Below are 14381 nucleotides of genomic sequence, written 5' to 3' on the forward strand. Positions count from 1 at the left end.
GGCGCGTACGGTGCGCCGCCTTCGATATTGTCATTGAGCCGGTTGCGTCTTGGCCAGGATCTCGTTGATCTTGGCATGCACGCCTTCTTCGATCTGGTCGACCGAGAAGCTCGCCGGCTTCTGGCTCGGCGGATACTCGATGAAGGTCTCGAGGAAGGCGGCAGCCTTGATGACGCCCTGAGCGGTTAGATAGGCGTTCTTGGTGACCCAGTCGTTGTACTGGTCGGAAACGATGTCCGCGCGCTCATAGGGGTCCATGCGCAGATTGAAGATCTTCGGGACGCGCAGGCAGGTGAACGGATCCTGCCAGACATCGAAGCCGCCGGGCTTGCGCATTTCGCAGAAGGCGAGTTTCCAGTTGTCGAAGCGCATGCCGACGAGCTTGGCGTCGTCGTTGAAATAGTAGAATTCGTTGCGCGCGCTCTTCGGTTGCTCACCGGTGAGGTAGGGCAATTGGTTGTAGCCGTCGAGATGCACCTTGAAGGTCTTGCCGTCAAGATCGGTGCCCTTGAGCAGACGCTCCTTGATGTCCTTGTCGCCGGCTGCCGCCAAAAGCGTCGGGAACCAGTCGAGACCGGAGAACATCTCGTTGGAAACACCCGCCTTGATCTTGCCGGGCCAGCGGATCATGGCCGGTACGCGGAAGGCACCTTCCCAGTTGGAGTCCTTTTCGCTGCGGAACGGCGTGGTTGCCGCGTCCGGCCAGGAGAACTGGTTGGGGCCGTTGTCTGTGGTGTAGACGACGATGGTGTTGTCGGCGATCTTCAGCTCGTCGAGCAGGTCGAGCAGCTTGCCGACGTCACCATCATGCTCGATCATGCCGTCGGCATAGTCATTGCCCGGCATGCCGCTCTGGCCTTTGTATTGATCGCGCACATGGGTGAAGAGATGCATGCGCGTCGTATTCATCCAGGTGAAGAACGGCTTCTTGGCTTCCGTCTGCTTCTTGATGAACTCCATCGCCGCCGCGGTCGTCTCGTCGTCGATGGTTTCCATGCGCTTGGTGTTGAGCGCCCCGGTATCTTCTACCTTGCCGTCGGCGAAGGAGTGCAGCACGCCGCGCGGCGCGTAGGATTTGAGGAAGGCTGGATCGTCTTTCGGCCAATAGGGCCGCTCCGGCTCTTCCTCTGCATTCAAATGGTAGAGATTGCCGAAGAATTCGTCGAAACCGTGTGCGGTCGGCAGGAAACGATCCTGGTCCCCGAGGTGGTTCTTGCCGAACTGACCGGTGGCATAACCATGCGCCTTCAGCGCCTGGGCGATCGTCACGTCACGGTCCTGGAGGCCGACCGGAGCGCCGGGAACGCCAACCTTGGACATGCCGGTTCGCAGCACCGTCTGGCCGGTTATGAAGGTGGAGCGGCCGGCGGTGCAGCTGTTCTCGGCGTAATAATCCGTGAATATCATACCGTCCTTGGCAATCCGGTCGATGTTCGGCGTCTTGTAGCCGACGACGCCGAAGGAATAGGCGCTGATGTTGGTCTGGCCGATGTCGTCGCCGAAGATCACGAGAATGTTCGGCTTGGCGGCATCCTGCGCAAAAGCAGGGAGCGCCGAGGCGGAAATCGTCGACATCAGCACGGTGCCGGCGAGCGCCAGCGCTTTCGGTTTCATGGACCGCTCGACGGCACATGCCGCGAACCGCCCAAGCCTGTTCTTCAAATCGATACTCATTTCAAATCTCCCTGAGGCCGCAAACAAATCGCTCTCGGAATGCAGACAAGGTTCGAATTTACCGACGTAATCTCCGCGCGAACGCGCCCGCGGGTAAGTACGTAACGGTTACGAAGGCGCACGCACGCATATGACGGAGGCGGCGCGTGGGGCTTCAGCGGCTCTTCCGCAACGTACTGTCGAACACCGGGTTGAGTTCGGGCAATTCATCGGCCGCTTCTCCGCCGTCGTTGGAGAACTCGTCCAGCCAATGTCGCCGGGCCGACTTCAACCCACTTCGCAGACGGGCGAAATCGGAGCGCTCGTGTTTTAATTGCGCAGTGCCGTAGCGGCTCTGCCGATGGCGAGCAAAGGCGCTTCGCGTCTCCGGATCGGCAAACCGATCCAGCCATTTCGCAAGCGGCACGTTGCCGGTCTTGCGCGACCATTTATCGAGCGCCGATTCCAGCCGTGTCCTGTCGTGGTCGCGGCAGGCATCGAGAACGTGTCGGAAGGCCGTCTCCTCTGATTGCGCTTTGCGCAAGAGCGCCGCACCGATCCAGCTTTCCAGCCGGCCAGCCAGATTGGCGGCAAGCTGGACCAATAAGGCAAATGCGAGGACGGCGGCCAGGGCAGACGCCCACCACAGCCAATCGATTGGTTCCTCGGCGCGCGGCGGCGGGGGCGGCGCAAGGGCAACTTCCGTTGCCGGTGCCGCGCCGACCACTACCTTCGCTCCGTCGGCTTCGGCCGTTTCGGTTTTTCCGGTCGCGAGGTTGAACCATTCCAGTGTAATCGCCGCCAGCGAGAAGGTTCCCGGCGCGGCAAAGACATAGGTTACGGTGTCCTTGCGCAGTCCCGCGGCAATATCGCCGCGTGGCGTGCGCTCCTCCGAGAGCACCGGATCGTGCCGATAAATCTTGACGCCCTCGGGCGCTTCGAAGGTCGGTTCGGGGATCATCATCGGAGCCAGGCCGGTCGCGCGGGTGGTGACCGTGCGCACGAGCGCATCACCCGCATGCAGGCCGGCCGCGTCCCGGTCGAATGTCTGCGTGATCGTTATTTCCCCGGCGGTGACACCGGGCGCACCGGCGGCGCCTCCGGGAACCGCAGCAACGGTAAATTTGAGCCGTGGTACCGCCACCTTGCCTTGTGTCGTCTGGCCGGGCACGGCGGCATAGCCGAAGGGGATCACGATCGTCGGCAGGGCATAGTGACCCGCTGCCTGTGGCGTGATCACATAGGTCTTGCGGATGCCGGAAAAGGCCTCGCCATCAACAGTCTCATTGAGGTTCATGCCACGGTCGTCGGGCATGGTGACCACCGCACCCGGGAGATCGAACAAAGGAAATTGCGGCGGCGCCAGGAAATAGTTCGGCACGAAGACGTCGATGTCGATCTCTACCTGCTGCCCGGCATAAATCGTCCCCTCGGTTGCGAGCGTGGCGCGCGCGAAGGGGTTCGCGGCGAGCGCGTTGCCGGCGAACCAGAGCGACAGGCCGACGAGCCAGGCGAGCAGCCGAGGCAAATTGGACGAGGCGCTCACGGTGTCGCCTCCTTCGCCTCGATCGCAAATTTGCGTGCGAGCAGCTTGGCGGGCGAGACCTGGATGTTGCGCATCCACATGTCCGCCGTCTGCGGTCCACCCTGGATCGTCGCGTCCGTGCCCTTCTTCCCTTGGTCGTCGAACTGTACCTGATCGGGGTCGATACCCGCCTGTTCCTGTTGTTCGTCCTGTTCCTGCTTGTCCTTGTCGGCCTTGAACTTTTCGGCAGCCGCCAGGTTCCCTTTCGCGTCGGGCCAGTCGGGGCGGCGTTTCAATGCCTGCCTATAGGCAGCGATCGCCTCTTCCGCCTTGCCAAGGTGCATGAGGGCGTTGCCCTGGTTGTAGTAGCTTTCGGCCGTATCGGTTTCAGCGAAGGCGTCGATAGCGTCCTGGAAACGACCGGCACGATAGAGTGCTGCCCCGCGCCAGTTGGGATCGGCGAACTTTTCAGCCGCGCCCGAGAAGTCGCCTTGCTCGAAGGCGCGACGGCCCTGCTGGTCCGGCGTCAGCCAGAGATCGAGGAAGCGGTCATCGGCGGCCTGCGCCCGTTCATTGCCCGTAAGCAGGGCGACGGCGATGAGATAGACTGCCCAGCGCACGGTCCAGCCGCGCCGGAACCAGAACAGGCCGAAGACGGCGATCGGGATCGTCAGCCACCAGCCGGCATCGTGCCAGCGGGTCAGCCCCTCGGCGATCTTTGCGGCAAAGTTGGTCTGGATACGCCTGACAATCCAGCGCACGTCGGCATCGTCAGCCGTGACGGTCGCGACCTCGGCCTTGGACGAGGACTGCAACGCCTTGAGGCCGTCGACATCGAGCTTGGAGCGAACATGAGCGCCCGTCGGGTCGGTCAGGAACCCGCCGTCGGCGGTTTTCACCGGCCCGCCTTCGGCCGTGCCGATACCGAGCACCATCAGGGCGTTGCGGCCCTTGTATCGGCTGAACGCCTGAAAGGCGGCGCGCTCGACCCCGTCGGTCATGAACAGGATCGTTCCGGGAACGGTTTCATTGGCCAGAGCCTTCTCGACTTCCTGCAGGGCCTTTGCCGTATCCTTGCCGTCGACCGGCATGATCTGAGGCGAAAGGGCGGCGAGATAGGTCTTGACCAGCGCTGCATCGTCGCTGAGCGGCAGCACCATATGGGCGGAGCCGGCATAGGCGAAAAGCGCGGTGCGCGAGCCCTTTCTGAGGCTGAGGATATCCTGGACCTTGAGCTTGGCCCGTTCGAGCCGCGTCGGCGAGATGTCCGTCGCATTCATGGTCGGATTGAGGTCGATGGCGATTGCCAGCGGCGCGGTGTCCTCGACGAAGGGCGGGCGCTCGCGCTGCCAGGTCGGACCGCCGGCGGCGATGGCCGCAACGGCGATCAGCGCCGCCGTGATGTGGACGGGTTGGAGGCGCCGCTTGCCGCCCTTTTCGACCAGCAGGTGCTCGAGCAGATGCGGCGCGATCATGCCCTGCCATTGCGAGCGGACATCTCCCCGCCGGCTGACGAGGTAGATGAGCAGAGGGGCGGCGACCAGTGCCAGCAGCCAGAGCGGTCTCAGGAAGTGGAAGTCCGAGATCATGGCGCTGCCTCCTGCCGCCGGCGACGCTCGGCAAGCGAAGAGAGAAGCCACATGATGGCGTGATAGGCGAGGACGATCAGCAGTGCTGCGCCAAGTGGGTAGTGGAACAGTTCGATGCGCGGTCGCCAGGACAGCGTCTTCTGATTGGCAGGTGTCAGCTGGTCGAGCAGTTCGTAGATGTTCTGCAGGCTCGCCTGGTCTTGGCCGAAAAAATAGCGGCCCTTCGTCGTCTCGGCGATGCCCTGGAGGGTTGCCGTGTCGAGCTTCTGCTCGCCTTCTGCATTGGGGTCGCCGATGCCGACGGTGTGGATCACCACCTGTCTGTCGGCGGCGATGCCGGCGGCCTTGTCGGGCGGCATCTTGCTGGCGGTGTCGTTGCCGTCGGTCAGGAGGATCATCACCTTGTCCGGCGCGGTGCTGGCGTCGAACATCTTGATCGCGAGGCCGATCGCGTCGCCGACCGCGGTGCGCGGACCGGCCATGCCGGGCAGGCTGTCGGCCAGCATCAGCTTGACGGTCTCGTGGTCGAGCGTGAACGGCACCAGCGGATAAGGTGCGTCGCCGAAGGCGATCAGGCCGAGCCGATCATTCGGCCGCCGGTCGATGAAATCGGCGACCACCTTGTGAACCGCCTCCGCCCGGGTCTGCAGTTCGCCGGAGGGAGCGCGAAAGTCCCGCGTATCCATTGACTGCGAGAGATCGATCGCCAGCATCAGGTCGCGCTGCGGCTCGCTCTTCTCGATCGGGGGCTCGACATATTGCGGGCGCGCCAGCGCCAGCACGATCAAAGTCCAGCAGATCGGCGCAATCACCTTCTGGCCGAGATTGGTTCTCGGAACGACCGAGCCTTCGGTCGGACCGAGATTTGCGGCGGCGGCAATATCCTTGAAGAAAGGTATTCTGACGGCGGCCGATTGCTCGCGGTAGGGCGGAAGCAGCCACCAGACGAGGAAGGGCAGCGGCAGGAGGATCAGCACCCAGGCATGATCAAGCACGTACATGGTGTGCCTCGATCCAGTGACGTGCCGCGGCAACATAGGCCCGCGCTTCCGGCTCCGGAACCGCGCAAAGCGCTGCGCTGCCGCGATATTCGGCCTCCTCGAAGAAGCGCGCCGAGGCGATCGGAAACACGGGGCCGCCGGAATGGATATCGAGGAAAGCCGTCCAGCCCGTGCCGTGGAGCCCGGCTATTGTTTCGCGCGGCCAGAGCACCAAGGCGGTGCGCTTCAGGAGGACGGGCAGGGCGACGAGCGCTTCGCCGCGGGTGGCGGGGGTGGTCAGCCGTCGTTCGATTTCCTTGAGGTCGGCGAGCGCTTCGCGACGGTACCGATTGGTCTCCCAGCGCCGGTACCAGTGCCAGCAGGCGAAGGCGATCAGCAGGAGTATGACGCAGCCGAGAACCGCCCATGCCACGGTCTGCGGCATCATCGAGACAGGCTTGGGCATGGCGATATCCGCAAGCTCTCGAAGGGTTGCCTCGAGCAACGGATCTTTCGCTGGGGCTGCCGTCGCCATCGCTATCGCCTCCGCTGCCGGCTGGCGAGCTGGCCGAGCATGGTGCGTAGTTGCGGCGCGACTTCCTCGGCTGCCGAAATCGGCAACATCGGCAGGCCGAGCTCCTCCTGCCAGGCGCGCAGCGCCCGCCCGCGCTTTCTGGCGAAGCTATCGATGGCCTCGCGAACATTGCCGTGGCCGAATTGGACTTCGGCCTGAAGCAGCCCGCCGCTGAAGACGATGTCGCCCTTGCGGGGCAGTTCGAGCAGGAACGGATCGTAGATGAGAACGGAGATCACATCATTGTGGGCCGAGAGCTTCAGGAGCATGTCGCGGGTTTCGAGGCTGTAGCCGTCGAAATCACTGATGACGATAATCAGGTGATCGTGCCGCGCAATGTTGGCGACGGTGGAGAGAACGACGTCGAGCTGTTCCCCGCCATGCGGCGCGTGCGAACCGGCCTGCAGTGCCGTGTTATGGCGAACGATGCTGTCGGCCAGGCGGATCACCGCTTCCCGGCTGCGATAGGGGCGCACCTCGGTCACCTCTTCGCCGCCGAAGACGAAGCCGCCGACGCGATCGCCGAGCGCCAGTACCCGCCAGGCCGAGAGCGCGGCGACTTCCGCAGCCGCGACCGACTTCATCGCGCGGCGGCTGCCGAAGAACATGTTGATGCGCTGGTCGACGAGGATCAGCGCTGGCCGGTCCTTCTCTTCGTCATAGACACGGACAACCGGCTTGCCGGTGCGCGCCGTCACCCGCCAGTCGATGGTACGGATGTCGTCGCCGGGGAGATAGTTGCGCAGTTCTTCGAATGAGAGCCCACGGCCGCGCATGCGCGATTCATGACGTCCGGCAAGCAGTCGCCGCACCGGTGCTTTGCGCAGGAAGGTCAGGTCGCGGGCCATGGCTTCAAGGCTGACGAGCGTGTCGACCGACGTATAGACGCCGGTCGCATCGACCTGGCGGGGCTTTACGATGCCGCGGGTACGGGCGAGAGCCGGCAGGGATATGGCCATCGGCAGACCTCCATCCTCAGGCAACCGCGACGAGTTCGACGATGCGGTCGATCACCTGGTTGGCGGTGGTGCCGCCCGCATGCGCTTCGTAGGAGAGCACCAGCCGGTGGCGAAAGACGTCATGCACGGTGGCCTGCACGTCGTCTGGGGTCACGAAATCACGCCCGTTCAGCCAAGCGTGCGCCCGCGAGACCTTGTCGAGGCCAATGACGCCGCGCGGGCTGACGCCGACCTGGAGCCATTTGGCGAGGTCCTTGTCGACCTTGTCGGGATAGCGGGTCGCCATGACGAGCGCGACGATGTAGTTCTCGATCGCTTCGGAAACGGTGATCGCCGATATCTCCTGGCGCGCGGTAAACACTGAATCCTGGGCGAGTTTTTCCGTTGCGTGATTGTTGGATTTCGCGTGGATTTCCTCGGACCGCACGAGCCGCATGATGTCGGCTTCCGATGCAGCGTCGGGGTAATCCACTTGGATATGCATGAGGAAGCGGTCGAGCTGTGCTTCGGGCAGCGGGTAGGTGCCTTCCTGCTCGATCGGGTTCTGGGTCGCCATCACCAGGAACAGGTCTGGCAGGGTGTGACGCTTGCCACCGATGGTGACCTGGCGTTCCTCCATCGCTTCGAGCAGGGCGGATTGCACCTTCGCCGGCGCACGGTTCACCTCGTCCGCCAGGATGAGATTGGCGAAGATGGGGCCTTCCTGAAAGCGAAACTCGCCTTTGGTGCCATCGGAAAAATAGATCTCGGAGCCGGTGATGTCGGCAGGCAGAAGGTCGGGCGTGAACTGAATGCGCGAAAGCTCCGCGTCGAGGTTCTTCGCCATGCTCTTGATGGCACGGGTCTTGGCGAGCCCCGGCAAGCCCTCGACGAGCAAGTGGCCGTTGCTAAGCAAGCCCAGCAGCAGCCGCTCTATCATGCCTTCCTGGCCGACGATCGCTTCGCCGATGCGCTTGCCGAGTTGCTCGATGTTGTCGCGTGCACCCATGAATTCCTGCTCCCTCTGCCTTTCGGGCAGCATCAGTCATCATGAAATTTCGGCAGAGCTTATTGTTAAATCAGGCCAATTGGAAAGGACGTAACAGTAACAAAGATCAGGCAGGAAGCGCATTTGCCCGATTTCGACCATGACCCGCGAGTTTTGCTTGTCGTCGTAACGGTTACGTACTTTGGGTCGAAGGGAAATGGCGTTAGCTTGAAGCGACTTGATGGTGGAATCCGCAAGCTTCGGGGAGATGGAAGCCGCATGCCCATGTCGCAGAAGATACCGCTTCTCAACGAAACGCCGGCGGCGATCAGCGCGCGTGAGCCGATCTGGATCGAAGGCGGCACTTTCGTCATGGGTTCGGACAAGCACTATCCGGAGGAGGCTCCGGCGCATCCGGTTACGGTGGGCGGATTCTGGATCGACGTGGCGCCGGTGACCAACCGGCAGTTTGCCGCTTTTGTCGAGGCGACGGGCTATGTCACCGAGGCGGAGAAGACGCCTGATCCCAAGGATTATCCGGGCGCACTGCCGGAGATGATACGCGCCGGGTCGGTGATCTTCGATCCGCCGAAGAGGATTTCCGGCGGCAGTCCGTCGCAATGGTGGAACTTCAAGTTCGGCGCCGATTGGCGGCGACCCTATGGGCGGCAGAGCAACATCCGCGGCAAGCTCGATCATCCGGTCGTCCAGGTCTCCTATCTCGATGCCAAGGCCTATGCGGAATGGGCGGGCAAGGACTTGCCGACGGAGGCGGAATGGGAGTTCGCGGCAAAGGGCGGGCTCGAGGGCGCGGAATTTGCCTGGGGCGACGAACTGGTGCCCGAAGGCCGCTTCATGGCGAACACCTGGCACGGCATGTTCCCGACGGAAAATCTCAGGCCCGATGGCTTCGAACGGACCTCGCCGGTCGCAAGCTTCCCGCCGAACGGCTACGGCCTCTACGACATGATCGGCAATGTCTGGGAATGGACGAGCGACTTCTGGTCGACCCATCACCCGGCGCCGGCGCAAAAGAGCTGCTGTATCCCTTCCAATCCACGCGGCGGCGACAGGGAGGCGAGTTTCGATCCGAGACAGCCGACGATCCGCATCGCCCGCCGGGTGGTGAAGGGCGGCTCGCATCTCTGCGCACCCAATTATTGCCGCCGCTACCGGCCGGCGGCGCGCCATGCGCATGAGGAAAACGCGGCGACCACCCATATCGGTTTTCGCTGCATTCGGCGGCCCTAATCCTTTCAGAGGATCCAAATCGTTCCCGCAAGGAGGATGCGTGATGACGGCAATTGCGATGCGATCCAATGCCACGCCAAGCCGGCGCCGATCACGGTTCGCCGGTCTCCTGTTCCTGCTTTCGACCGCGTTGGCGGCGCCGGCTGCCGCCGTCGCGGCCGATGCGCCCGCCGACAATCTTCCGTCCTGGAACGATGGTGAGGCGAAGACGGCCATCGTCGATTTCGTCACGCGGGTGACCAGCGAGAACGGCGAGGACTTCGTGGCGCCGGAGGAGCGCATCGCCGTCTTCGATAATGACGGCACGCTGTGGACCGAGCAGCCGACCTACTTCCAGGGCCTGTTCGCCGCAGACCGCGTCAAGGCCATGGCGCCGGAGCATCCGGAATGGAAGGACAAGGAGCCGTTCGCATCGCTGTTGAAGGGCGACATGGCGGGCGTCGCCGCCGCCGGCGAGAAAGGCCTCGTCGAACTCGTGATGGCGACCCATGCCGGCATGACGACGGATGCGTTTACCAAGACGGTCAAGGATTGGTTCGCGACGGCCAGACACCCGCGTTTCAACCGTCCCTATAACGAGATCACCTATCTGCCGATGCGCGAGTTGCTCGATTATCTCAGGGCCAATGGCTTCAAGACCTATGTCGTCTCCGGCGGCGGCATCGAGTTCATGCGGCCAATGACCGAACAGATGTATGGCATCCCGCCCGAACAGGTCGTTGGCAGCAGCATCACCACGAAGTATAAACTCGACGGCGATACGCCGGTGCTAACGCGCGAACCCAAGATCGACTTCATCGACGATGGCCCGGGCAAGCCCGTCGGCATCAACACGTTCATCGGCCGACGGCCGATCTTTGCTGCCGGCAATTCCGACGGCGACTACGAAATGCTGCGCTGGGTGACGGCGGGCTCAGGCCCTCGCTTCGGCCTGATCGTGCACCATACGGATGAGGAGCGCGAATGGGCCTATGACCGGCAATCGCCCATCGGCAAGCTGGACAAGGCGCTGACGGAAGCCGAACAGAGAAACTGGCTGCTGGTCGACATGAAAGAGGACTGGCGCAAGATTTATGCCTTCGAGAAGTAGGGGGTGGTCAGCCCTTGTGGGTAGCGTCCGATGTCGATCGACCCGCCTGCGAAAGTCGGCGGGTGTCAGCCCTCTCGGCCGCGCTCCGGTAACGATGACCTATGGTTCGACAAAGCGTCCGAACCGATCTGTCGTCGACAGGGATAGCTTTGGCAATGCCGGGGCCCTGCTGGCGTATGGAACTCGCCGTATCGAGGGGCGAATTCGGACGTTCACCTCGTTGGCGTCAAGACTATCGGGGCAAAGTTACTGTTACGTACTTCCGAAACGAAGCGGCTATCGTCACCCTAACCTTCGAGGGAGAGGTCTGCTCCCGCCGCCAGCTTTGGTTGAGCGCGTCAGCAGACCGATGTGTCGTCACGATCCCGGGAAAATGTCCTTGAGAAATGGCGCCGACCTGTCGGGTTAGCGGTAAGGTCATCGATTGTCGATCAGGCGGGTAGCAAACAATGCCCAACGCGGCCATCCAGCGCGGACTTTTGAAGCTTATGCTGAAGCTCCCGGCGCTGCGCGGTCAATTGCAACTCCTGGGCGCCAAGAACCTTTCTCTTTCCAGCCTCTGCGAGGCCTACGAAGAGGCGAGCTCGATGCTCGACCGGCAACGTAGGCTTGATCCTCTGGATCATTCGATGATCTCGGAGTATGAATTGATCTGTCGCGAGATCGAAGAAGAGGTAATTTCTATCTGTATCATCGATTCAGGCCGCGAACCTAGCCCGTTGTGATTAACAAGTAGCCTTCTTGGATTCATACATTTCATGTAAATCCTGTAAAAACTTTGTGGGATTTCCTGGCAGTTCTTGCCCCGCTCTGAAATGGCTCGTTTCCTTTGCAAAAATGTTTTGTGACGGCGCGATATTTTGCTTTTCGTCACTGCAGCTCTCGTTTAGAGTTCGTCTCGCGTTTGCACTCTCTTTGGGGTTGTGGGTAGTTGGGAGCGCGTCATGGAAGCCAGAAATGCGGGTCTAGCGGCTCAGTGTGGCGTTGCTGAATGTGATGCACGCGCCGCACTTGACCATGTTCTTGCCGATAGCCAGTTTCACGCGACGGAACGCCACCGGAAGCTCCTGCGCTACCTGGTCGACGAGTTCTTCGCCGGCCGCTCGGGGCAGGTCAAGGCCTACACGATCGCGATCGACGTTTTCGGCCGGCCGGCCTCTTTCGATCCGGCAACCGATCCGATCGTGCGTGTCGAAGCCTCGCGGTTGCGCGCGGCGCTGACACAATATTATGAGACCGTTGGTGAGAAGGAGAGGCTTCGTATTGAGCTTCCAAAGGGAAACTACGTTCCGCACTTCGCGACAAGCGGTTTGGCACGAAGCCCTTCGGAAATCGCAGCGGATCCCACTGAAACGGCGAGCGGACAGGAAGAACCGACCGACGTCGCTTCGGCCCCTGTTCGACGGTCGCGTCGTCCGCTCGGCGTGATTGCGGCCGCTGCCGCAGGGCTCGCTGCCATGGCTGGAGCCTTCTATCTCTCCGTCGTTGAACGCCTTCCATGGCAACCGGCGCTTTCCGCCAAGCCGACGATCGTCATCGACGTTCCAGCGGGCAGCGGAGCCGGTGGCGAAGAGCAGAGGAAGGCTGGCGACTACCTGATCCACGCGTTGTCACAATTTTCCGCCGTCCGCACTTTGGCGCAGGCCCCGGCGCCGGGCGTCGATATCGCATCGGTTACCGGCTGGGTCGCGTCAGCACCGCAGGTGAAGCTGCAGGGAAGCAAGGAGTACCGGCTCTCGGTTGCGTACAGTGCCGACGTCAAGGAGCATCAGGTCTCGTGGCAGGTTGTCGATGCGCAAAGCAATGAGGCGCTGAGAGCGGGTACCGTGAAAGCCGATATAGACAACGGTGATGCCCAAGCAGTTCAGGAAAAACTGCTGGCTCGGCTCGCCCGCTCGCTCGCCGGCGAGGAAGGCGTCATCGTCAGTCTGGAGGCGGCGCGGCAGCTCGTGACGCCGGCGATCGGCTACGGTTGCGTGCTGCTTGCCGATGTCGCGGTGTCACGGATCGACCCGGAAGGATTGGCTTCGGCCCATGCCTGCCTGGAGCAATCGGTGACCTATCAGGCGGCGGATCCCGATGTGCTTGCGAGCCTCGCCATGGTGCTGGTGGCGACCGGCGAGGCGAGCGCCTCGCCGACGGTAGCGGCGCGGGCGGTGAAGCTGGCCGACAAGGCCGTGGCTCTCGCACCGCAATCGAGCCAGAGCTACATCGCGCAGATGCAGGCGCGCTTCGTCACCGGCGACACGGAGGCTGCGTTCTTGTCCGGTCGCCGTGCCGCTGCGCTCAATCCGCTCGATGACGCCATTCCCGCTCGGCTCGGTCTGCTGCTTTTCGTCAGTGGGCAATATTCGGAGGGTGTGAGCCTCGCGCGGGTGGCGGAAGTTGGCTGCGAGTATCTGCACCGCGACGCGGCGCTCACGCTGGCGCTTGAAGACTATCGGAACGGCAAATACCGCGAAGCGCTGAAACGTGCGCGCCAACTCGCCAATCCGGCCGACACCGCCGTCAACCTCCTGCGGATAGCGGCGGCAGGTCAACTCGGTCTGACGAGAGAGGCCACCAGCGCCCTTGCCGGTTTACACTGGAACAAGATTGGCGCGACGCGGTCGATAGAAAGCGAACTCGCCGCGCGCGGTTATGCGCCCGAACTGATTGCGCTTCTCGATGACGGTCTTGGCAAGGCCGGCGTCCGTCTCGCCGGCCTGTACTGATCGTTTGCGAGGCGTGGCTTTTCAGTTCTCGGCGGCCACGCGCACAATCAGCTTGCCGAAGTTGCGGCCTTCGAGCAGCCCGATGAAGGCATTGGGAGCGTTCTCGATGCCATCGACGATGTCCTCCTTGTAGCGAACCTCGCCGCGCGCAATCCAGTCTGCCATCTCCTGATAGAAGGCTGGGCGCTGATCGGCGAATTCACGCTGGATGAAGCCCCTGATCAGCAGGCTCCTGCTCAGCACTTCACGCATGACGCCCGGCAGCCTGTCGCCGCCAGCTCGCGGACCGCCGGCCTGGTTGTAGTGCGCGATCAAGCCGCAGACGGGCACCCGGGCAAAGTCGTTCAGCAGTGGAAAGACCGCGTCCCAGACATGGCCGCCGACATTCTCGAAATAGATGTCAATGCCGTTGGGGCACGCCGTGGCAAGCTGCTCGGCGAAATCCGGAGCGCGGTGATCGATCGCTGCATCGAAGCCGAGCGTGTCGCGAACGAAAGCGCACTTGTCCGCTCCGCCTGCGATACCGACTGCGCGCGCTCCCTTGATGCGGGCGATCTGACCGACCGCCGAGCCGACAGCGCCACTTGCCGCTGCCACGACGACCGTCTCGCCCGGCTTCGGCTGGCCGATCGTCAGCAGTCCCGCATAGGCGGTGAAGCCGGGCATGCCGAGAATGCCAAGCGCTGTCGACAGAGGCGCCGCGGACGGATCGAGCTTGCGCAGATCCGCACCGCGCGAGAGCGCATAGCTCTGCCAGCCGGAGTGAGAGAGCACGAAGTCGCCCTCGCTGAAGTCCGGGTGACGTGAGCGCACGACGCGGGCGACCGTGCCGCCTTCCATGACCGCGCCGATCTCCACGGGTTTGGCGTAGGATTTGCCGGCGTTCATGCGGCCACGCATATAGGGGTCGAGCGAGAGGTAGAGGATCTTCAGCAGGACCTCGCCTTCGGCCGGCTCGGGGATTGCCGCTTCGACGATGCGGAAATCGCTCGGCGTCGGTCGACCTGATGGCCGGGCGGCAAGCAGGATCTGTGTGTTCGTGCTCATGATCTCTCCTACTGCATGTCTTCGTTCTAAAA

The 14381-nt window shown here is 62.8% G+C and carries 12 protein-coding genes; 4 read left to right on the forward strand and 8 right to left on the reverse strand.

Annotated elements, in window-relative coordinates; all coding sequences use genetic code 11:
* Nucleotides 1–30: 30 nt before the first annotated feature.
* The 7 genes from AC1Z3V_RS10080 to AC1Z3V_RS10110 all read right to left on the reverse strand — a co-directional run bounded on the left by AC1Z3V_RS10080 (nt 31) and on the right by AC1Z3V_RS10110 (nt 8268).
* Complete coding sequence (locus tag AC1Z3V_RS10080) at nt 31–1674, reverse strand: arylsulfatase (RefSeq protein WP_483498574.1); 1644 nt, start codon at nt 1672–1674, stop codon at nt 31–33.
* Between the two features lie 154 nt (nt 1675–1828).
* Entirely contained in the window at nt 1829–3199 is a 1371-nt protein-coding gene (locus AC1Z3V_RS10085; protein WP_483498575.1) for a BatD family protein, read from the reverse strand.
* On the reverse strand, nt 3196–4767 hold the full coding sequence (locus AC1Z3V_RS10090; protein ID WP_483498576.1) for a vWA domain-containing protein: 1572 nt from the start codon (nt 4765–4767) through the stop codon (nt 3196–3198). Before AC1Z3V_RS10090 ends, AC1Z3V_RS10085 begins: the two co-directional genes overlap by 4 nt.
* On the reverse strand, nt 4764–5768 hold the full coding sequence (locus AC1Z3V_RS10095; protein WP_483498577.1) for a vWA domain-containing protein: 1005 nt from the start codon (nt 5766–5768) through the stop codon (nt 4764–4766). Before AC1Z3V_RS10095 ends, AC1Z3V_RS10090 begins: the two co-directional genes overlap by 4 nt.
* On the reverse strand, nt 5755–6282 hold the full coding sequence (locus AC1Z3V_RS10100) for a DUF4381 domain-containing protein (RefSeq protein ID WP_483498578.1): 528 nt from the start codon (nt 6280–6282) through the stop codon (nt 5755–5757). Before AC1Z3V_RS10100 ends, AC1Z3V_RS10095 begins: the two co-directional genes overlap by 14 nt.
* A 2-nt stretch (nt 6283–6284) precedes the next feature.
* Nucleotides 6285–7280 (reverse strand): DUF58 domain-containing protein, encoded by a 996-nt coding sequence (locus AC1Z3V_RS10105; protein ID WP_483498579.1) that lies wholly within the window; start codon nt 7278–7280, stop codon nt 6285–6287.
* A 16-nt stretch (nt 7281–7296) separates the two neighbouring features.
* A complete protein-coding gene (locus tag AC1Z3V_RS10110) occupies nt 7297–8268 on the reverse strand; it encodes an AAA family ATPase (RefSeq protein WP_483498580.1) in 972 nt (323 codons plus the stop codon).
* A 264-nt stretch (nt 8269–8532) separates the two neighbouring features.
* On the opposite strand from AC1Z3V_RS10110, the gene AC1Z3V_RS10115 reads away from it, so the two are divergent.
* From AC1Z3V_RS10115 to AC1Z3V_RS10130, 4 genes are all read left to right on the forward strand, one after another.
* Entirely contained in the window at nt 8533–9498 is a 966-nt protein-coding gene (locus AC1Z3V_RS10115; protein ID WP_483498581.1) for a formylglycine-generating enzyme family protein, read from the forward strand.
* A 58-nt stretch (nt 9499–9556) separates the two neighbouring features.
* Complete coding sequence (locus tag AC1Z3V_RS10120; protein ID WP_483499622.1) at nt 9557–10588, forward strand: HAD family hydrolase; 1032 nt, start codon at nt 9557–9559, stop codon at nt 10586–10588.
* Nucleotides 10589–11037: 449 nt separating this feature from the next.
* On the forward strand, nt 11038–11313 hold the full coding sequence (locus AC1Z3V_RS10125; protein WP_334198018.1) for a hypothetical protein: 276 nt from the start codon (nt 11038–11040) through the stop codon (nt 11311–11313).
* 219 nt (nt 11314–11532) lie between these two features.
* A complete protein-coding gene (locus AC1Z3V_RS10130) occupies nt 11533–13302 on the forward strand; it encodes a tetratricopeptide repeat protein (RefSeq protein WP_483498582.1) in 1770 nt (589 codons plus the stop codon).
* 21 nt (nt 13303–13323) lie between these two features.
* On the opposite strand, the gene AC1Z3V_RS10135 is transcribed toward AC1Z3V_RS10130, so the two are convergent.
* Complete coding sequence (locus AC1Z3V_RS10135; RefSeq protein WP_483498583.1) at nt 13324–14349, reverse strand: NADP-dependent oxidoreductase; 1026 nt, start codon at nt 14347–14349, stop codon at nt 13324–13326.
* Between the last annotated feature and the right edge of the window lie 32 nt (nt 14350–14381).

The sequence above is a fragment of the Ensifer sp. 38_S197 genome (assembly GCF_056924495.1).